Origin of the sequence: Burkholderia sp. 28_3 (genome assembly GCF_003253915.1) — a bacterium.
Lineage (GTDB): Bacteria > Pseudomonadota > Gammaproteobacteria > Burkholderiales > Burkholderiaceae > Burkholderia > Burkholderia cenocepacia.
This window is the reverse complement of sequence record NZ_QKZF01000025.1, coordinates 62,705-80,848: the sequence shown is the minus strand read 5'-3', so window position 1 is coordinate 80,848 and position 18,144 is coordinate 62,705. Positions and strand designations below refer to the sequence as shown.

General features: G+C 66.7%; 17 protein-coding genes. 5 read left to right on the top strand and 12 right to left on the bottom strand.

Annotated features, from left to right (window positions below; translation table 11 throughout):
• Nucleotides 1–190: 190 nt before the first annotated feature.
• The 10 genes from DFS13_RS33810 to DFS13_RS33765 form a co-directional block, all read right to left on the bottom strand.
• Nucleotides 191–946 (bottom strand): ABC transporter ATP-binding protein, encoded by a 756-nt coding sequence (locus DFS13_RS33810; protein WP_059721127.1) that lies wholly within the window; start codon nucleotides 944–946, stop codon nucleotides 191–193.
• Complete coding sequence (locus DFS13_RS33805) at nucleotides 946–2,730, bottom strand: ATP-binding cassette domain-containing protein (protein WP_111442698.1); 1,785 nt, start codon at nucleotides 2,728–2,730, stop codon at nucleotides 946–948. Before DFS13_RS33805 ends, DFS13_RS33810 begins: the two co-directional genes overlap by 1 nt.
• A 4-nt stretch (nucleotides 2,731–2,734) precedes the next feature.
• The gene (locus DFS13_RS33800) at nucleotides 2,735–3,790 is read right to left on the bottom strand and encodes a branched-chain amino acid ABC transporter permease (RefSeq protein WP_006482706.1); all 1,056 of its coding nucleotides are present in this window, start codon (nucleotides 3,788–3,790) and stop codon (nucleotides 2,735–2,737) included.
• A 205-nt stretch (nucleotides 3,791–3,995) separates the two neighbouring features.
• A complete protein-coding gene (locus DFS13_RS33795) occupies nucleotides 3,996–5,153 on the bottom strand; it encodes an ABC transporter substrate-binding protein (RefSeq protein WP_006482734.1) in 1,158 nt (385 codons plus the stop codon).
• Between the two features lie 1,081 nt (nucleotides 5,154–6,234).
• A complete protein-coding gene (locus DFS13_RS33790) occupies nucleotides 6,235–7,212 on the bottom strand; it encodes a branched-chain amino acid ABC transporter permease (protein ID WP_006482714.1) in 978 nt (325 codons plus the stop codon).
• Nucleotides 7,212–8,096 (bottom strand): branched-chain amino acid ABC transporter permease, encoded by an 885-nt coding sequence (locus DFS13_RS33785; protein WP_006482704.1) that lies wholly within the window; start codon nucleotides 8,094–8,096, stop codon nucleotides 7,212–7,214. Before DFS13_RS33785 ends, DFS13_RS33790 begins: the two co-directional genes overlap by 1 nt.
• Before the next feature lie 132 nt (nucleotides 8,097–8,228).
• On the bottom strand, nucleotides 8,229–9,428 hold the full coding sequence (locus DFS13_RS33780; protein ID WP_006482735.1) for an ABC transporter substrate-binding protein: 1,200 nt from the start codon (nucleotides 9,426–9,428) through the stop codon (nucleotides 8,229–8,231).
• A 77-nt stretch (nucleotides 9,429–9,505) separates the two neighbouring features.
• On the bottom strand, nucleotides 9,506–10,261 hold the full coding sequence (locus DFS13_RS33775; RefSeq protein WP_006482721.1) for an ABC transporter ATP-binding protein: 756 nt from the start codon (nucleotides 10,259–10,261) through the stop codon (nucleotides 9,506–9,508).
• Nucleotides 10,258–11,037: an ABC transporter ATP-binding protein gene (locus DFS13_RS33770; protein WP_006477266.1), complete on the bottom strand. Its 780-nt coding sequence runs from the start codon at nucleotides 11,035–11,037 to the stop codon at nucleotides 10,258–10,260. Before DFS13_RS33770 ends, DFS13_RS33775 begins: the two co-directional genes overlap by 4 nt.
• Before the next feature lie 438 nt (nucleotides 11,038–11,475).
• Nucleotides 11,476–13,161, bottom strand: coding sequence for a GMC family oxidoreductase (locus tag DFS13_RS33765; protein ID WP_034201167.1), 1,686 nt, complete (start codon nucleotides 13,159–13,161; stop codon nucleotides 11,476–11,478).
• 186 nt (nucleotides 13,162–13,347) lie between these two features.
• Here DFS13_RS33765 and DFS13_RS33760 point away from each other — a divergent pair, with 186 nt between their 5' ends.
• Nucleotides 13,348–14,247 (top strand): LysR family transcriptional regulator, encoded by a 900-nt coding sequence (locus DFS13_RS33760; RefSeq protein WP_012492239.1) that lies wholly within the window; start codon nucleotides 13,348–13,350, stop codon nucleotides 14,245–14,247.
• 204 nt (nucleotides 14,248–14,451) lie between these two features.
• Nucleotides 14,452–14,985, top strand: coding sequence for a class IV adenylate cyclase (locus DFS13_RS33755; RefSeq protein WP_006482724.1), 534 nt, complete (start codon nucleotides 14,452–14,454; stop codon nucleotides 14,983–14,985).
• 24 nt (nucleotides 14,986–15,009) lie between these two features.
• On the opposite strand, the gene DFS13_RS33750 is transcribed toward DFS13_RS33755, so the two are convergent.
• Nucleotides 15,010–15,495, bottom strand: a complete 486-nt coding sequence (locus DFS13_RS33750) for an Lrp/AsnC family transcriptional regulator (protein ID WP_006408082.1) — start codon at nucleotides 15,493–15,495, stop codon at nucleotides 15,010–15,012.
• A 139-nt stretch (nucleotides 15,496–15,634) separates the two neighbouring features.
• On the opposite strand from DFS13_RS33750, the gene phhA reads away from it, so the two are divergent.
• Together phhA and DFS13_RS33740 are read left to right on the top strand one after the other, a co-directional pair.
• Complete coding sequence (gene phhA, locus DFS13_RS33745; protein ID WP_069353371.1) at nucleotides 15,635–16,528, top strand: phenylalanine 4-monooxygenase; 894 nt, start codon at nucleotides 15,635–15,637, stop codon at nucleotides 16,526–16,528.
• A 91-nt stretch (nucleotides 16,529–16,619) separates the two neighbouring features.
• Nucleotides 16,620–16,997: a 4a-hydroxytetrahydrobiopterin dehydratase gene (locus DFS13_RS33740; protein ID WP_256097641.1), complete on the top strand. Its 378-nt coding sequence runs from the start codon at nucleotides 16,620–16,622 to the stop codon at nucleotides 16,995–16,997.
• A 92-nt stretch (nucleotides 16,998–17,089) separates the two neighbouring features.
• Here DFS13_RS33740 and DFS13_RS33735 read toward each other — a convergent pair whose 3' ends face one another.
• Nucleotides 17,090–17,320, bottom strand: coding sequence for a DUF3717 domain-containing protein (locus DFS13_RS33735; RefSeq protein WP_006401493.1), 231 nt, complete (start codon nucleotides 17,318–17,320; stop codon nucleotides 17,090–17,092).
• A gap of 122 nt (nucleotides 17,321–17,442) precedes the next feature.
• Between DFS13_RS33735 and DFS13_RS33730 the strand changes: the two genes are divergently transcribed.
• Entirely contained in the window at nucleotides 17,443–18,135 is a 693-nt protein-coding gene (locus tag DFS13_RS33730) for a response regulator transcription factor (RefSeq protein WP_006401494.1), read from the top strand.
• Nucleotides 18,136–18,144 lie beyond the last annotated feature (9 nt).

Genomic DNA, 18,144 nt, shown 5'->3' with positions numbered 1-18,144 from the left:
CCGAAGCGCGCCGCATCATCGGCCTGTGGAACAAGTGAGCGCAGCACCGCACAGAGCTTCCCACTATTCCGGCGCGACTTATCCGCCGGGCCAGAATCGTCGACGCATCGAAACCCGGCCCAGCTTCAAAACAAAAACGGCGTGTTTCACGTGAAACACGCCGCCCGTTTCCTGCCCACCGAGCCGACAATCAAGCCGTCTTCTTCGCCAGCCCGAGGTACGTTTCGATCACACGCGGATTCTGCGCGAGTTCGGCCGCCGGCCCTTCCAGCGCAAACTCGCCCGTCTCCAGCACATAACCGTAATCGGAGATCTGCAGCGCCGCCCGTGCGTTCTGCTCGATCAGCAGCGTCGCCACGCCGGTGCCGCGCAACGCGCTGATGATATGAAAGATCTCTTTCACGATCAGCGGCGCCAGCCCGAGGCTCGGCTCGTCGAGCATCAGCAGATCGGGTTTGCCCATCAGCGCACGGCCGACCGCCAGCATCTGCCGCTCGCCACCGGACAGCGTGCCGGCCGCCTGCCGGCGCCGCTCCTTCAGCCGCGGGAACAGCGCGAACACGTGATCGAGCTGATCGAGGAAGTTCGCTTCTCCCGCCTGCTTGCGCCGATATGCGCCCAATACGAGGTTGTCCTCGACCGTCATCGTGCTGAACAGCTCGCGTTTCTCCGGTACGAGGCACATCCCGCGTGCGACGCGCTGCTCGACGGGCAATGCGCCGACGTCGTGGCCGCGATACACGACCGCGCCGGACGCGTGCCCCGTTACCGGCAGCGCCCCCATGATCGCGTTCAGCAGCGTCGACTTACCGGCGCCGTTCGGGCCGATCACGCTGACGATCTGTCCCGCCCCGACCTTGATGGCCGCGCCGTGCAGCGCCTCCACCTTTCCGTACCGCACCGCCAATCCGCGTACTTCAAGAATCGGCATCGTCGTGTCCGCCATCACTCCACCCCGCCCAGATACGCTTCGAGTACGGCCGGGTCCTGCTGCACATCCTGCGGCAGCCCTTCCGCGATCCGCGTGCCGAATTCCATTACCACCAGCCGGTCGGTGAGGTTCATCACGAAATCCATGTCGTGTTCCACGAGCAACACACTCATCCCTTCGGCCTTCAGCCGCCGCAGCAGGTCGGCGAGTTGCTGCTTCTCTTGGTAACGCAGCCCGGCGGCCGGCTCGTCGAGCAGCAGCAACGTCGGATCGCAGCACAGCGCCCGCGCGATTTCGAGGATCCGCTGCTGGCCGAGCGCGAGGCTGCCCGCTTCGTCGTACATGTGCTTTTCCAGCCCGACGCGGCGGATCTGGCGCGCGGCTTCGGCCAGCAACTGCGCTTCCTCGTGCGCATTGAGCCGCGCGATGCTGCGCCACACGCCCGTGTGGCCACGCAGATGGGCGCCGATCGCGACGTTCTCGAGCACCGTCATCGCCGGCAGCAGCTTCACGTGCTGGAACGTGCGGCCGATGCCGCGGCGGACGATCTGACGCGACGTCAGCCCGTCGATGCGTTCGCCACGGAACGTGATCGCTCCGCCGGTCGGCTTCAGCACGCCGGTCACGAGGTTGAACGTGGTCGACTTGCCTGCGCCGTTCGGGCCGATCAGCCCGATGATCTGCCCCGCTTTCACGTCGAAGCTGACGTCGTTGACGGCCACCAGCCCGCCGAACTGCTTGCGTGCGTTGTCGACGACGAGCAGCGGCTCGCCGGCCACGGGCTTCGCGCGCTGTGGCAGCGGGTCGGCCTGCTCCGGCACATGCGCGCGCGGCCCGCGCGGGAACAGCTTCGCGACGAACGGCCATACGCCCTGGCGCGCGTACTGCAGCAGCAGCACCATCAGCACGCCGAACACGATGATCTCGAAGTTGCCTTCCGAACCGAGCAGCTTCGGCAGCAGTGTCTGCAGATAGTCCTGCAGCACGGTCAGGATCGCGGCGCCGAGCACCGCGCCCCACACGTGCGACACGCCGCCCACCACGGCCATGAACAGGAATTCGATCCCGTGGTTCAGGCCGAACGGAGTCGGGTTCACCGCGCGCTGCAGATGCGCGTACAGAAAGCCCGATACGGCAGCGAGCACGGCCGCGTAGACGAAGATCACGACGCGCATCCACGCGGTGTTCACGCCCATCGCCTCGGCCATCACGCCGCCGCCGCGCAGCGCGCGGATCGCGCGACCCGGACGGCTGTTCAGCAGGTTCTGCACCGACACGATCGCGGCCAGCACCACGGCCCAGATCAGGAAATACAGGCTGCGACCGCTTTCGAGCTCGATGCCGAACAGGTTCAGCGCCGGAATCCCGTTGATCCCGTCGTACTTGCCGAGCAGTTCGAGGTTGCCGAACAGGTAGAACAGCGCGAGTCCCCACGCGATCGTGCCGAGCGGCAGGAAGTGCCCGGACAGCCGCATCGTCACGGCGCCCAGCACGAGCGCGACCAGCGCCGTCAGCACGACGCCGACGATCAGCGCGAGCCACGGCGACACGCCGTACCGCGTCGTCAGGAACGCGGTCGTATACGCGCCGATGCCGACGAACGCGGCCTGCCCGAAGCTCGTCATCCCGCCAACGCCAGTCAGCAGCACGAGCCCGATCGCGACGATCGCATACAGGCCGATGTAGTTCAGCAGCGTGATCCAGTACTCGGGCACCTGCAGCGCGCCGGGCAGCACCGGCAGCGCGAACAGCGCCACGAGAAACACCCAGAAGGTCTTGTTGCGTACCATCGTCTTCATCGCGTCACTCCTCTTCCTCTTCCGCATGCGGCGTCACGAAGCTCCGCCACAGCAGCACCGGAATGATCAGCGTGAACACGATCACCTCCTTGTATGCGCTCGCCCAGAACGACGAATAGGATTCGAGCACGCCGACCAGCAGCGAGCCGGCGGCCGCGAGCGGATAGCTGACGAGCCCGCCGATGATCGCGCCGACGAAGCCCTTCAGGCCGATCAGGAAGCCCGAGTCGTAGTAGATCGTCGTCAGCGGACCGACGAGGATCCCGGACAGCACGCCGAGCCCCGCCGCGAACGTGAATGCAAGCCGCCCCGCTTCGGTGGTGCCGATGCCGACGAGCCGCGCCCCGAGCCGGTTCACCGACGTCGCGCGCAGCGCCTTGCCGGCGATCGTGCGGCCGAAGTACACGTAGAGCGCACCGATCAGCACGAGCGCCGTGACGACGACGAGGATGCTCTGCACCGACACCGTCATGCTGCCGATCGCGAGCGACGCGTCCGAGAACGCGTTGGTGCGCGAGCCTTCCGCGCCGAACATCACGAGGCCGAGACCGACCATCGCGAAATGGACGGCGACCGACACGATCAGCAGCAGCAGCGTCGTGCCTTCGGCGATCGGCTGGTACACGAGCCGGTAGACGAACGGCCCCATCGGCACGACGATCGCGAGCGTCAGTGCGATCTGCGCGAGCATCGGCATCGGTTGCGCGGCAAAGCTGCGCGTGATCGCGAACACCGCGAGCGGCAGCAGGATGTAGCGGCTGGCGAGCGTCGCGAGCGTGCGGCCGAGCTGATGGCGGCGTTCACGATGCCGGATCAGGCTACCGACTTCGAGCAGGAAGCACGCGATGCCCATCGCGAACAGCAGCCAGCAGGTGGCGGGGAATTTCTGCGCCTGCAACGCGGCCAGCGTCAGCGCACCGTAGGCGACGAACTCGCCCTGGGGAATGAAGATCACCCGCGTGACGGAAAACACCAGGACGAGCGCCAGCGACAACAATGCATAAATGGCGCCGGTCGTGATGCCGTCTTGCGCGAGGATCGCCGCAATCGAGAGATCCATACGTTTCGTGTATCGAGAGAAGGCTGCGGAGAAACGAAAGGCGGAAACGGCCGGGACGCGCGCGACGCGATCGGCACGTCGCGCGCCATGCGGCGGGCCCCGGTGGTTCCAGGCAGCACGGGTGCGGCCGTCAGGCGCGCACCCTGCCGACGGCACACGCGGCGCCGTTCGCGCCGCGCACGCCGGTTTCACGTGATGCTTGCGCTTACTCGGCCTGCAGCTTCCACTTGCCGTCGACGATCTGCACCATCACGCGCGCACGCGTGTCGAAGCCGTTGTGATCGGTCGCCGTCATGTTGATCACGCCGTGCGACACGGGCAGATCCTTCACGCTTTCGAGCGACGCGCGCAGCGCTTCGCGGAACGCCTCGGTGCCCGGCTGGCCCTTCTTCAGCGCTTCCGGAATCGCCCGCTGCAGCAGCAGGCCCGCATCCCACGCATGACCGCCGAACGTCGACAGCGAACCCGCGCCGTAGGCCTTCTCGTACGCGGCCTTGTAGCCGAGCGCCGGCTTCTTCACCGGGTTCGAGTCGGGCAGCTGGTCGGTCACGAGCACGGGGCCGGCCGGCAGGATCTCGCCTTCGCAATCCTTGCCGCACACGCGCAGGAAATCGTTGTTGGCGACACCGTGCGTCTGGTACACCTTGCCCTTGTAGCCGCGCTCCTTCAGCGTCTTGGCCGGCAGCGCCGCCGGCGTGCCGGAGCCCGCGATCAGCACCGCATCCGGGTTCGAGCCCAGCAGCTTCAGCACCTGCCCCATCACCGACGCGTCGGTCCGGTTGTAGCGCTCGTTCGATACGAGCTTCAGCCCGTTCTTCGCGGCCGCCGCGTCGAACGTCTTGTACCAGCTGTCGCCGTACGCGTCGGCGAAACCGATGAAGCCGACCGTCTTCACGCCGTGCTTCGCCATGTAACCGGCGATCGCGTCGGCCATCAGCTGGTCGTTCTGCGGCACCTTGAACATCCACGCGCGCTTCGCGTCCATCGGCGCGATGATCTGCGCGCTCGCCGCGAGCGAGATTGTCGGCGTCTTGCCCTGCGACACGGGGTCGAGCATCGCGAGCGAGTTCGGCGTGACCGACGAGCCGATGATCGCGTCGACGTGGTCCTCGTCGATCAGCTTGCGCACGTTCTGCACCGCGCGGCTCGTGTCGGAGGCGTCGTCCAGCACGATGTACTGCACGCTCTTGCCCGCGATTTCCTTCGGCAGCAGCGCGATCGTGTTCTTTTCCGGAATCCCGAGCGAAGCGGCCGGGCCGGTGGCCGACAGCGTCACGCCGATCTTGACCTGCGCCGACGCCGTAGCCGCCGCACACACGAGGCCCGCGGCAAGCAGGGCCTCCATCCATCGATTCATCTTCATTTACGTTGTCTCCAAACGCTGCTCGAAAAAACCACGGGTCGCTCGGGCGGCTCCCGGTCCCCAAAAACAAGTTAATAAATTAACTATCTCGTCCTACCCCGCCAATGCTCGTTTTCCCGTGACACGCCGGGCGCGCGCCGCATGCCGGCCCAAACGATCGTTCGACCGTCACGATGCGTAGCGGGGGTGTCGTCAGGATGAAGAAAGCGAAGAAATGCGCGAGCGCGCGAGTGATCATTGCGGCTGCATCGATGATCGGCGCGCAGCTCGAACCGGCCTGCTGCGGCCAGGCCCGCGACGGGTGAAACATCGAAAAACCGGCCGCTCATGCGAATACGGACGCAAACGCGGATGTCGATGCGAGCGCAACGACCCGCGAGGGCGCGGGAACGCGCATACGGGCCGCGGAACGGCTCGGGAACGCCGCGATGACCCACCGCGCACCCCATGACGAACGGACGGCGCCTGCCGCCTCTCCTGCCCCGATCCACCGTGCTGCGCTGCTCATCCAACCGTACTCCCTCTTCTGCATTGTGCTTGTAGGAGAACTGCCGACCATTTTCCCGACCGCACGGTCGGCGAAAGCCGAGTGTAACGGACGCATTTCGCGCACGCCAACCGGGTAAGCCCGAAGCGCCTGTGCAGGACTGCGCAGCGTCTGCGAACGAATCGCCGGAAACGGAAAACGGGGGACGCGCGAAGCGCGGAAAAGACGCGGTGCGAACGCAAACGCGGGAAGTGGCCGTCACGCGGGCCGATGCACCATCGAAGGAATCCGTGCACGCAAATGAAAAAGCGCTGTTGGATTCCGTCCAACAGCGCTTTGGGGTCCGGGCACTTTGTGCCTCGATTGTCTCCTCGTTCTCCACCTGCAAATTCGTTTCGCGGTGCATCAGAACTAAGGTGAATCTTAAAGAGGCTTAAGCACCACGACAACTTAGCATTTACCCCTATGGTGCATCGCCGCACGAAAATGGGGCACCAGCCTGCCGCGCGGCGCCGGCCGGAGCCTGCCGCGACGCCCTTCCCGGGCGTGCCGGATGGTGCTTCGCATCAACGCGCGGCGACGCGCACCGCATGCTCATGACGAGGCCCTGAGCGGCTTGACCCGCGCGACCATCTCGCCGACGATCCCGCGCCGGAATGCCAGCACGCACGCGATGAAGATCAGCCCGGTGACGATCGTCGCCGATTCGCCGAGCGAATGGAACCACGCGACGCCCGTCGTCGACGCGAGCCATTCGCCGATGTCGCCGAGCCGGTCTTCCAGCGCCACGATCAGCGCGGCGCCCAGCAGCGGCCCGAACAGCGTGCCCATTCCGCCGACCAGCGTCATCAGCACGACGAGGCCCGACATCGTCCAGTACGCGTCCGACAGCGTCTCGAAGCCGAGCACCAGCACCTTCAGCGAGCCGGCCAGCCCCGCGAGCCCGGCCGACAGGATGAACGCGAGCAGCTTGAAGCGGTCGGTGTCGTAGCCGAGCGAGATCGCGCGCGCCTCGTTCTCCTTGATGGCGACGAGCACCTGGCCGAACGGCGAATGCACGACCCGCACGATGAACGCGCACGCGGCCACGACCACCACCAGCACGACGTAGTACAGCGCGACGTCGTTCGACAGGTCGAGCAGCCCGAACAGGCGGCCGCGCGGCACGCCCTGCAGGCCGTCCTCGCCGTGCGTGAACGGCGCCTGCAGATAGATGAAGTAGACCATCTGCGCGAACGCGAGCGTGATCATCGCGAAGTAGATGCCCTGCCGGCGAATCGCGAACAGCCCGACGACGAGCCCGAGCAGCGTCGCGGCGACGGTGCCGACCAGCACGCCGAGCTCCGGCGTGAAACCGAGCGTCTGCATCGAGTAGCCGGTCGCATAGCCGGCCGTCGCGAGGAACATCGCATGGCCGAACGACAGCAGCCCCGTATAGCCGATCAGCAGGTTGAACGCGGCCGCGAACAGCGCGAACGCGAGCACCTTCATCACGAACACCGGATACGCGCCGATGAACGGCGCGGCGAGCAGTGCGGCGAGCAGCACGCCGTAGAGCACTTTTCTCTGCATCATTTTTCCTTGCCGAAGAGGCCCGCCGGGCGGAACAGCAGCACGATCGCCATGATCACGAACACGACGGTGGCCGACGCTTCGGGATAGAACACGCGCGTGAAGCCCTCGATCACGCCGAGCAGCAGGCCCGTGACGATCGAGCCGAGGATCGAGCCCATCCCGCCAATCACGACCACCGCGAACACGGTGATGATCATCGGCTGGCCCATCAGCGGCGACACCTGGATCACCGGCGCGGCCAGCACGCCCGCGAACGCGGCGAGCGCGACGCCGAAGCCGTAGGTGAGCGTGATCATCATCGGCACGTTCACGCCGAACGCCTCGACGAGCTTCGGGTTCTCGGTGCCCGCGCGCAGGTACGCGCCGAGCCGCGTCTTCTCGATCACGAACCACGTCGCGAGGCACACCGCGAGCGACGCGACGACGACCCAGGCGCGATAGTTCGGCAGGAACATGAAGCCGAGGTTGGTCGCGCCGGACAGCTGCGACGGCACGTCGTACGGCTGGCCCGACGATCCGTAGATCGACCGGAACACGCCTTCGACGACCAGCGTGAGGCCGAACGTGAGCAGCAGCCCGTACAGGTGATCGAGCTTGTACAGCCAGCGCAGCATCGAGCGCTCGATCGCGATCCCGAACGCGCCGACCATCAGCGGCGCCAGCGCGAGCATCGCCCAGTACGGCAGCCCGAAATACGACAGGCCCATCCACGCGAGCATCGCGCCCAGCATGAACAGCGCGCCGTGCGCGAAGTTGATCACGTTGAGCAGCCCGAAGATCACCGCGAGCCCGAGGCTCAGGATCGCGTAGAACGAGCCGTTGACGAGCCCGAGCAGCAACTGGCTCAGCATCGCCGGCAACGGAATGCCAAAGATTTCCATCGACTTAGCCGTCAGAATGAGTTTCGTTGCGTGCGCAACCTTACGGCCGTTGCGCGCGCGAGCGGCGCAGCAGGCACGTCGCTGCGGCCGCCGCCGCGCGGCGCGCGACTCGCGCGCGCCGCTACGCAGCGCTTACTTCCACAACGCGCAGCGCGTTTCCTGCTTGGTGCCGAACGCCTGTTCGCCCGGAATCGTCGCGAGCACCTTGTAGTAGTCCCACGGCTCCTTCGATTCAGACGGCTTCTTCACTTCCATCAGGTACATGTCGTGGATCATGCTGCCGTCCTGGCGGATGTAGCCCTTCGCGTAGAAGTCGCTGATCTTGATCTTCTTCAGCTCGGCCATCACCTTGTCGGAGTCGGTCGTCCCGGCGGCCTGCACGGCCTTCAGGTACGTCGTCACCGACGAGTAGTCGGCCGCCTGCAGGCTCGACGGCATCTTCTTCATCTTGCCGAAGTAGCGCTGCGCCCACTGGCGCGACGCCGCGTCGCGGTTCCAGTACCAGCTGTCGGTCAGCACGAGGCCCTGCGTCGTCTCGAGGCCGAGGCTGTGCACGTCGTCGATGAACATCAGCAGCGCGGCGAGCTTCATCGTCTTCGTGATGCCGAATTCCTTCGCGGCCTTGATCGAGTTGATCGTGTCGCCGCCCGCGTTCGCGAGGCCGAGAATCTGTGCCTTCGACGATTGCGCCTGCAGCAGGAACGACGAGAAATCCGATGCGGACAGCGGATGACGCACCGCGCCGAGCACCTGCCCGCCGTTCGCCTTCACGACGTCCGACGTGTTCTTCTCGAGCGCCTTGCCGAACGCGTAGTCGGCCGTCAGGAAGAACCAGCTCTTGCCGCCCTGCTTCACCACCGCCGACCCGGTGCCCTTCGCGAGCGCCATCGTGTCGTACGCGTAGTGGACCGTGTACGGCGTGCACTGCTCGTTGGTCAGCGTGTCGGCGCCCGCGCCGATGTTGATGTAGACCTTCTTCTTCTCGGCCGCGACCTGGTTCATCGACAGCGCGGTGGCCGAGTTCGTGCCGCCGACCAGCAGGTCGAGGCCGCCGCGGTCCATCCATTCGCGGGCCTTCGATGCGGCGATGTCGGCCTTGTTCTGGTGATCGGCATAGACGACCTCGATCGGCTTGCCGAGCACCTTGCCGCCGAAGTCCGCGACCGCCATGCGGATCGCCTCGAGACCGCCCTGCCCGTCGATATCCGCGTAAAGCCCCGACATGTCGGTGATGAAGCCGATCTTCACGGTATCCGCCGCGTGGGCGGCGCCGGCGGTGAACGCGGCGGTCGCGAGCGCGAGACAGGCCTGTGCGAGGGTCTTCATTTTCATTGACGTCTCCTGTTGTTCTGATGCGTTGTGGTTGTTCGAGGGCCGCCACGGCCAGCGGCAAGGGAATCGGAGCGGCGTCACACCCCGAGCAGGTCGTGCAGCGTCGGCATCTTGCCTTCCAGTTCGGACGCGCGGAAATGCTCGACGATGCTGCCGTGCTCCATCACGTAGAAGCGGTCGGCAAGCGGCGCGGCGAAGCGGAAATTCTGTTCGACCATCACGATCGTGTAGCCGCGCGCCTTCAGCGCGACGATCATCCGCGCGAGCGCCTGCACGATCACCGGCGCGAGGCCCTCGGAAATCTCGTCGAGCAGCAGCAGGTTCGCGCCGGTGCGCAAGATCCGCGCGACCGCGAGCATCTGCTGCTCGCCACCGGACAGCCGCGTGCCCTGGCTCTGCCGGCGCGACGCGAGGTTCGGGAACATCGCGTAGATCTCGTCGAGCGACATCGCATGCTCGCGCGACCCGATCAGCGGCGGCAGCATCAGGTTCTCCTCGCACGACAGGCTCGAGAAGATCCCGCGCTCCTCCGGGCAGTAACCGATGCCGTAATGCGCGATGCGGTGCGTCGCGAGGCCGATCGTCTCGTGGCCGGCGACCTTGATCGACCCGCTGCGGCGGCCCGTGAGGCCCATGATCGCGCGCAGCGTCGTCGTGCGGCCCGCGCCGTTGCGGCCGAGCAGCGTGACGACCTCGCCGCGATGCACCGTCAGGTCGACACCGTGCAAGATGTGGGATTCCCCGTACCAGGCCTCGAGGCCCGTGATCTCCAGCGCAGGCGTACCGCTCTCGACGCCGCTCAATTCGCGTTCCTCCCGTTCGCTGTGCTTCATGCGTGCGCCCCCGCGAGCGCCGCGTCGGCGCTGCCCATGTAGGCCTCGATGACGAGCGGATTCTTCGACACTTCCGCATACGAGCCTTCGGCCAGCACCTCGCCGCGTTGCAGGACGGTGATCGTGTCGGAGATTCCCGCGATCACGTTCATGTTGTGCTCCACCATCAGGATCGTGCGCCCGCTCGCGACCTTCTTGATCAACGCGGTCACGCGGTCGACGTCCTCATGGCCCATCCCCTGCGTCGGCTCGTCGAGCAGCATCAGTTCGGGCTCCATTGCGAGCGTCGTCGCGATCTCGAGCGCGCGCTTGCGGCCGTAGGCCAGCTCGACGGTCGGCACGTGCGCGAAATCGGTGAGGCCGACCTGCGTGAGCAGGTCCATCGCGCGATCGTCGAGCCGCTTCAGCGTGCGCTCGCTGCGCCAGAAATGAAATTCGGTGCCGAGCGCGCGTTGCAGGCCGATGCGCACGTTCTGCAGCGCGGTGAGGTGCGGGAACACGGCCGAGATCTGGAACGAGCGGATGATGCCGCGCCGCGCGACCTGCGCGGGCCGCTCGTCGGTGATGTCGATGCCGTTGAAGACGATCTGGCCGGCCGTCGGCGTCAGAAATTTGGTGAGGAGGTTGAAACAGGTGGTCTTGCCCGCGCCGTTCGGCCCGATCAATGCGTGGATCGCACCGCGCCGCACACGCAGGTTGACGCCGTTCACGGCGGTGAAGCCCCTGAATTCCTTCGTCAGTCCGCGTGTTTCCAGAATCGTGTCGCCGAGAATCATGTTCCCTTCCGTACGAAGTCAGGCGAAGCACCGGGATGCCTGGCGCAGGCGGCCGCGAACAGGTCAGCGGATCAGCGGGCTGCCCCCGGGCGCCGTGGTACGCCTCGAGGGTTGGTCTCCCGCGCCGACGCGTATGCACATTACAGAACATTGTCGCGCCGTTGGTGCAGTGCAATCATCGGGATTTGCACTTATAGGGCTGGCCGCCATATCGGCCGCGACTGCGTGCGGTTTTGCACCGCGCTTTTTTGACACGTGCATCATCACGCGTTGACCTGCTGCGGGATCCGGCACGCGCGCGCTCGACGAAAAAAAGCCGCGCGACGACGCGGCTTGCAGGGATCTTGCCGTTCGAACGGACGTGACGGCAGCTTGTTTCGCATAGCGAATCAGCGGGCGTTCGCATGACCGCCCGCTGGCATGCGTGTCAGCGGGTCGTCACGCAGCCGTCACCGCGGCCTCGGTTCGCACCGCCGTCGCTTCGCGCGCCGCGCGGCGGTCGGCACGAATCATGTCGCTCGCGCGCTCGGCGATCATCAACGTCGGCGAATTGGTGTTGCCCGATGTGATGAACGGCATCACCGACGCATCGACGATCCGCAACCCGGCGATGCCGCGCACGCGCAGCCGGCTGTCGACCACCGCGCGTGCGTCGTCCGCGCGCCCCATCCGGCACGTGCCGACCGGGTGGAAGATCGTCGTGCCGACCGCGCCGGCCGCGTCGACCAGTTCGGCCTCGGTCCGGTATTGCGGGCCCGGCAGGATTTCCTCGGGGCGATAACGCGCAAGCGCCGGTGCGGACGCGATCCGGCGCGTGAGGCGCAGCGCGTTCGCGGCGACGTGCCGATCGTGGTCGGTCGACAGATAGTTCGGCGCGATCGCCGGTGCGCTGCCCGGATCGGCGCTCGTGACGTGCACGCTGCCGCGCGACGTCGGCCGCAAATGGCAAACCGACGCCGTAAAGGCGTTGAAGCGGTGCAGCGGTTCGCCGAAGCGTTCGAGCGACAGCGGCTGCACGTGATACTGGAGATCGGGGCGCGTGAGTGCGGGATCGTCCGGATCCGATTTCGCGAATGCGCCCAACTGCGACGGCGCCATCGACATCGGCCCGCGCTGCAGCAGCGCATATTCGGCGCCGATCATCAGCTTGCCCCACCAGTGCGCGGACAGCGTATTGAGCGTACGCACGCCGTCGACGCGAAACGCCATGCGCAATTGCAGGTGATCCTGCAGGTTTTCTCCGACGCCGGGCAGATCCTGCACGACGTCGATGCCGAGCGCCTGCAGCCGCCGGCCATCGCCGATGCCCGACAGTTCGAGCAGTTGCGGCGAATTCACCGCGCCCGATGTCAGCAGCACTTCCGCTCGCGCGCGCGCGACGTAATCGGTGCCGCCGCCGCGATACTCGACGCCGACCGCGCGCCGACCGTCGAAAATCACGCGCTGCGCATGCGCGCCGGTGATCACGGTCAGGTTCGGGCGCGCCATCGCCGGCCGCAGGAATCCCTTCGACGTATTCCAGCGCACGCCGCGCTTCTGGTTCACTTCGAAGTAGCCGACCCCGGCATTGTCGCCGCGGTTGAAATCGTCGGTCGCGGGAATGCCCGTCTGCTGCGCGGCCTGCGCGAACGACTCGAGGATCTCCCAGCGCAGCCGCTGTTTCTCGACGCGCCAGTAGCCGCCCGCGCCGTGCGCGTCGCTCGCGCCCGCATGGTGATCCTCGCTGCGCTTGAAGATCGGCAGCACGCTGTCCCACGACCAGCCGGCGTCGCCAGTTTCCTGCGCCCAGTGGTCGTAGTCCTCGCGCTGGCCGCGCATGTAGATCATCCCGTTGATCGACGAGCAGCCGCCGAGCACGCGGCCGCGCGGATACGACAGCGCGCGGCCGTTGAGCGCCGCTTCGGGCTGCGTCTTGTACAGCCAGTCGGTGCGCGGGTTGCCGATGCAGTACAGATAGCCGACCGGGATATGGATCCAGTGGTAGTCGTCCTTGCCGCCCGCTTCGAGCAGCAGCACGCTGATGTCGGGATCCTCGGTCAGGCGGTTCGCGAGCACGCAGCCCGCGGTGCCCGCGCCGACGATCACGTAGTCGAATTCGCCCTCGAGCGTGCGTTGAGTACTCACGGCGTGTCCCCTTCTGCTTGTTGTGCGCCGCGCGGCGCGATGCCGCGCGCATGTTCAGCATAGTGCGTCGTGTCGCGCGCCGCGCTCAAGGCCGCGCCGCGACCCGATGAAGCGTACTCCCGCGCGCGGCCGCCGATCCAATGAGTTATGCTGAACTGCGTTATAAGCCGCGCTCATATCACGACGATGGATCTCACCCTGCTCCGCGCGTTCGCGACGGTCGCGCGCGAAGGCAACCTGACGCGCGCCGCCGCGCAGCTGCACCTGACGCAGCCGGCCGTCAGCCTGCAGATCAAGCATCTGCAGGAAACGCTCGGCGTCGCGCTGTTCACGCGCACGTCGCGCGGGCTCGCGCTCACGCGCGACGGCCAGACGCTGCTGCCGCATGCGGAACGGGCGCTGGCCGCGGCCGCCGACGTGCAGCGCGCCGCCGCCGCACTGCGGCACGAGGTGCGCGGCCGGCTGCGGATCGGCACGATCCTTGATCCGGGGTTCCTGCGGCTCGGCGGCTTCCTGCGTGCGCTGGTCGAGACCCATCCGCAGATCGAGACCGCGCTGCGGCACGGGATGTCGGGCTGGGTGATCGAACAGGTGCGTGCGCGGGCGCTCGACGTCGGCTACTACATCGGCCGTCCCGAAGAGGACTCGCCGCGCGACGAAGCGCTGTTCCACACCGTCACGCTGACGCGCTTCGAATATCGCGTCCTGGCGCCCGCCGGCTGGAAGGAGCGCGTGCAGCGCGCGCACGACTGGCGGGCGCTCGCCGCGCTGCCGTGGATCTGGACGCCGCCGGCGTCCGCGCACCACCGGCTGCTGTCGCGGCGTTTCGCGGACGCCGGCGCGCAGCCGGTGAAGGTCGCCGAGGTCGACCAGGAGCAGTCGATGCTCGATCTCGTCAAATCGGGGATCGGGTTGACGCTCGCACGCGATTCGACCGCGCTGGCCGAAGCGCACGCGCATGCGCTGACGATCGTCGAGCACGTGACGGTGCCGACCGAACTGACGTTTGTGACGCTCGCCGAGCGGCGCGACGAGCCGGCGATCGCGGCCGCGTTGCGGCTGATCGAAGCGCAGTGGGCGATATGAGCATTGCTGATGTCGATGCGGCCGATTGCGCATCGGGTATCGGTGCGTGATGCATCCCGCGGATCGCCGTCGCGGGCCGAATCACCGCCTCGCCCGCCCCGCGTCGTGTCGCCGCGCCCCCGCCCGCTCGTCACGCCACCATCGCAGGCTTTTTGCTAGATTGTGCGTTCGCACACCGCGAGACCCCGATTGAAGGAGACCCGCATGGCCCGCAACATCGAGATCAAAGCCCGCGCCCGCGAATTCGACCGGCTGCGCGAACAGGCGGCTCAACTCGCGACCGAAGCGCCGTTGTTCTACCGCCAGCAGGATTTCTTCTACGACGTGCCGCGCGGCCGGCTGAAGCTGCGCCGCTTCGAGGACGGCACGCCGGCGGAGCTGATCTTCTACCAGCGCGACGACCGCGATGGCCCGAAGGCGTCGTACTACACGCGCAGCCCGGTGACGAACCCCGACGCTATGCATTCGCTGCTCGCGACCGCGCTGACCACGCGCGGAATCGTGACGAAGGAGCGGCACGTGTACCTCGCGGGCCGCACGCGTATCCATCTCGACCGCGTCGACGGTCTTGGCGATTTCATCGAACTCGAAGTCGTGCTCGGCCCGGACGACGACGAAGCCGGCGGCGAAGCGGAAGCGCACGAGGTATTCGCGAAGCTCGGCGTGGCGCAGGAGGATCTCGTCGCGGTCGCGTACGTCGATCTGCTGAACGCCGACGCCCAGCCTGAAACGGCCTGATCCGGCCCCGCTGGCGCCGCCCCGTCACGCGGCGCCGGGCGCCAGGTGCGCGAGCGGCAGCGCGCCGTTGCGCTTGAAGGTCGTCAGCACGATGTTCGAGCGCACGCTGTCGACGCCCGGCACCCGCATCAGCTTCTTCATCACGAACTGCGACAGCGCGTTGAGATCCGGCGCGACGATCCGCAGCAGATAGTCGGCATCGCCCACCACCGCATGGCATTCGAGCACTTCGGGCAGCACGTCGATCTGCTGCTGGAACTGCTCGATGATCGAATCGCCGTGATGCTTGAGCTTCAGGCTCGTGAACGCGGTCACGCCGAGCCCGAGCTTTTCGGGGCGCAGCATCACGCGGTAGCCTTCGATCACGCCGGCCGCCTCGAGCCGCTGCAGCCGCCGGCCGATCTGCGACGGCGACAGCGGCACCTCCTCACCCAGCTGCTGATGCGTCGCGCGACCGAAGCGCTGCAGCACGTCCAGCAGCGCGAGATCGAAGTGATCGAGTTCCAGCATGAGCATTCTCCGCATTGATTCGTGATTTGATGCGTGATTATCGCATCATTCGTCAAATCAACGCCAACTATGCGCCCAATCCGCGCGCAGCCCGCTCTACACTTGCATGGTCCCAACCCACAGCGTGCAGAGCCTGATCATGTCCACCGTCGTCACCGCGAAACTGCAGGAGCAGTTCGATGCGGGCCTCGAAACCCGCGCCGATTTCACCATCGACCAGCCGCTGCACCGCTACGGCCAGGTCGACCACGCGGTGTGGAAGCAGCTCTATGCGCGCCAGTCGGCCTTGCTGCGCGGCCGCGCGTGCGACGCGTTCGTCGCCGGACTAAGCAAGATCGAGCTGCCGGCCGATCGCGTGCCGTCGTTCGCCGACGTGAATCGCCAGCTGAAGCCCGCGACCGGCTGGGAAATCGTCGCGGTACCGGGCCTCGTGCCCGACCGCGTGTTCTTCGAGCACCTCGCGAACCGGCGTTTCCCCGTCACCTGGTGGATGCGTCGCCCCGACCAGCTCGACTACCTGCAGGAACCCGACTGCTTCCACGACCTGTTCGGCCACGTGCCGCTGCTGATCGACCCGGTGTTCGCCGACTACATGCAGGCGTACGGCCGCACCGCGCTCGCGGTCGCCGACGACGAAGCGGCGCTGGCGCGGCTCGCGCGCCTCTATTGGTATACGGTGGAATTCGGGCTGATCCGCGACCCGCGCGGGACCAACGGGCTGTCGATCTACGGCGCCGGGATCGTGTCGAGCAAGGGCGAAAGCCTGTACAGCCTGGAAAGCGCGGCGCCGAACCGCCTCGGGTTCGATCTCGAGCGCGTGATGCGCACGAAGTACCGGATCGACACGTTCCAGAAGACCTACTTCGTGATCGACGATTTCGCGCAACTGTTCGCGCTCGCCGACGTCGACGGCCGCGCGCTGGCCGACCGGCTCGCGGCGCTGCCCGAATTCGCGGCCGGCGCGGTGCTCGACACCGACCGCGTGCTGCATCGCGGCACGGGCGAAGGCTGGCCCGACGACGCCGACGCGTGACGCACCAGGCGCCGCGACACCGCGGCGCCGACCGCCCGCGGCCAGCGGCCCGTCGCCGCCCACCCGTCGCCCTTTCCGCAACTATGAAACAATGAACGATGCCGGCCTCGCCGCGCGGTGCAGCCGCGTGCGGGCGCCGTTACCGAACGAGAGGTGCAAGATGATCCACAAGCTCACATCCGAAGAACGCAAGACCCGGCTCGAAGGCCTGCCGCACTGGACCGCCGTGCCGGGCCGCGACGCGATTCAGCGCCGCCTGCGCTTCGCCGATTTCAACGAGGCATTCGGCTTCATGACGCGCGTCGCGATCAAGGCGCAGGAGATGAACCACCATCCGGAATGGTTCAACGTGTACAACCGTGTCGACGTCACACTGTCGACCCACGATGCCGACGGCCTCACCGAACGCGACATCGAACTCGCGCGTTTCATCGACGGCGCCGCGACGCACGCGCAACCCGGCGCCTGAGTCCCGCCTCTACCGCCGCGCGTCTTTCGGTGCGCGGCGCGTCAACTTTTCATTTCGATGAACGTTTTCTAGGATGTACTCAGCGAAAGCCTTCAGCTTTCCAAGCCATCCTTAAGGCGCACGTAAGTCTCGTACGCTTTCCGTGCCTTGGGGTCCAAACCTTCCAGTTGCAGCGCGCTTTCGCGCTGTACAATCAGCAGCGCATACGGCTTGGAAAGCGCGCTGGCCTCTTCGCAGAGTTTGAGTTCGTCGCCGCTCGACGGCGAGCGGGCGCGCCAGAAATTGATCGCGGCTTCTAGGTCGTGGATCGAAATATCGGACATGATTGGATCTAATCGTTCGCTGGCCGCCATGCTTGATGTCAGGCGAGGCGGCGCCCCTGTGGAAACGGCGTCGTGCTGTCCGCGTGCCTGAACCGCCAACCCATTGTACTTGAGCGAACTTCATGCGACTCCTTCTGATCGAAGACGACCGCCCCATCGCACGCGGTATCCAGAGCAGCCTCGAGCAGGCTGGCTTCACCGTCGACATGGTGCATGACGGCATCTTTGCCGAACAGGCGCTGGCACAGAACCGCCACGAACTCGTGATCCTCGACCTCGGCCTGCCGGGCATCGACGGAATGACGCTGCTCACGCGCTTCCGCCAGACCAACCGCCACACGCCCGTGATCGTGCTGACCGCGCGCGACGAGCTGAACGACCGGATCCAGGGCCTGAACTCCGGCGCCGACGACTACATGCTCAAGCCGTTCGAGCCGGCCGAGCTCGAAGCGCGCATCCGCGCGGTGATGCGCCGCAGCGGCCCGCACAGCGACATGCCGCGTCCGGAAGTGTCGCTCGGCGGCGTCCGCCTGTCGGGCGTCGACCGCCGCATCTTCAACGACGACAAGCCGCTCGAACTGTCGCCGCGCGAATTCGCGGTGCTCGAAATGCTGCTGCTGCGTCACGGCCGCGTCGTCAGCAAGGCGCAGTTGCAGGATCACCTCACGCACTTCGGCGGCGATCTCGGCGACACCGCGATCGAAGTCTACGTGCACCGCGTGCGCAAGAAACTCGAGCAGTGCCGGGTCGAAATCGTCACCGTGCGCGGCTTCGGCTACCTGCTGCAGGAAATCCGCCAGACGGCGAGCGTCTGAGCGACGCCG

Bases quoted from the DNA above. Each gene is read 5' to 3' on its own strand.
- DFS13_RS33800 (WP_006482706.1), bottom strand. From the start codon at position 3,790: ATGGATCTCTCGATTGCGGCGATCCTCGCGCAAGACGGCATCACGACC.
- DFS13_RS33805 (WP_111442698.1), bottom strand. From the start codon at position 2,730: ATGAAGACGATGGTACGCAACAAGACCTTCTGGGTGTTTCTCGTGGCG.
- DFS13_RS33770 (WP_006477266.1), bottom strand. From the start codon at position 11,037: ATGATTCTCGGCGACACGATTCTGGAAACACGCGGACTGACGAAGGAA.
- DFS13_RS33790 (WP_006482714.1), bottom strand. From the start codon at position 7,212: ATGCAGAGAAAAGTGCTCTACGGCGTGCTGCTCGCCGCACTGCTCGCC.
- DFS13_RS33810 (WP_059721127.1), bottom strand. From the start codon at position 946: ATGGCGGACACGACGATGCCGATTCTTGAAGTACGCGGATTGGCGGTG.
- DFS13_RS33780 (WP_006482735.1), bottom strand. From the start codon at position 9,428: ATGAAAATGAAGACCCTCGCACAGGCCTGTCTCGCGCTCGCGACCGCC.
- DFS13_RS33760 (WP_012492239.1), top strand. From the start codon at position 13,348: ATGGATCTCACCCTGCTCCGCGCGTTCGCGACGGTCGCGCGCGAAGGC.
- DFS13_RS33740 (WP_256097641.1), top strand. From the start codon at position 16,620: ATGAACGATGCCGGCCTCGCCGCGCGGTGCAGCCGCGTGCGGGCGCCG.
- DFS13_RS33785 (WP_006482704.1), bottom strand. From the start codon at position 8,096: ATGGAAATCTTTGGCATTCCGTTGCCGGCGATGCTGAGCCAGTTGCTG.
- DFS13_RS33795 (WP_006482734.1), bottom strand. From the start codon at position 5,153: ATGAAGATGAATCGATGGATGGAGGCCCTGCTTGCCGCGGGCCTCGTG.
- DFS13_RS33775 (WP_006482721.1), bottom strand. From the start codon at position 10,261: ATGAAGCACAGCGAACGGGAGGAACGCGAATTGAGCGGCGTCGAGAGC.
- phhA (WP_069353371.1), top strand. From the start codon at position 15,635: ATGTCCACCGTCGTCACCGCGAAACTGCAGGAGCAGTTCGATGCGGGC.
- DFS13_RS33755 (WP_006482724.1), top strand. From the start codon at position 14,452: ATGGCCCGCAACATCGAGATCAAAGCCCGCGCCCGCGAATTCGACCGG.
- DFS13_RS33735 (WP_006401493.1), bottom strand. From the start codon at position 17,320: ATGTCCGATATTTCGATCCACGACCTAGAAGCCGCGATCAATTTCTGG.
- DFS13_RS33750 (WP_006408082.1), bottom strand. From the start codon at position 15,495: ATGCTGGAACTCGATCACTTCGATCTCGCGCTGCTGGACGTGCTGCAG.
- DFS13_RS33730 (WP_006401494.1), top strand. From the start codon at position 17,443: ATGCGACTCCTTCTGATCGAAGACGACCGCCCCATCGCACGCGGTATC.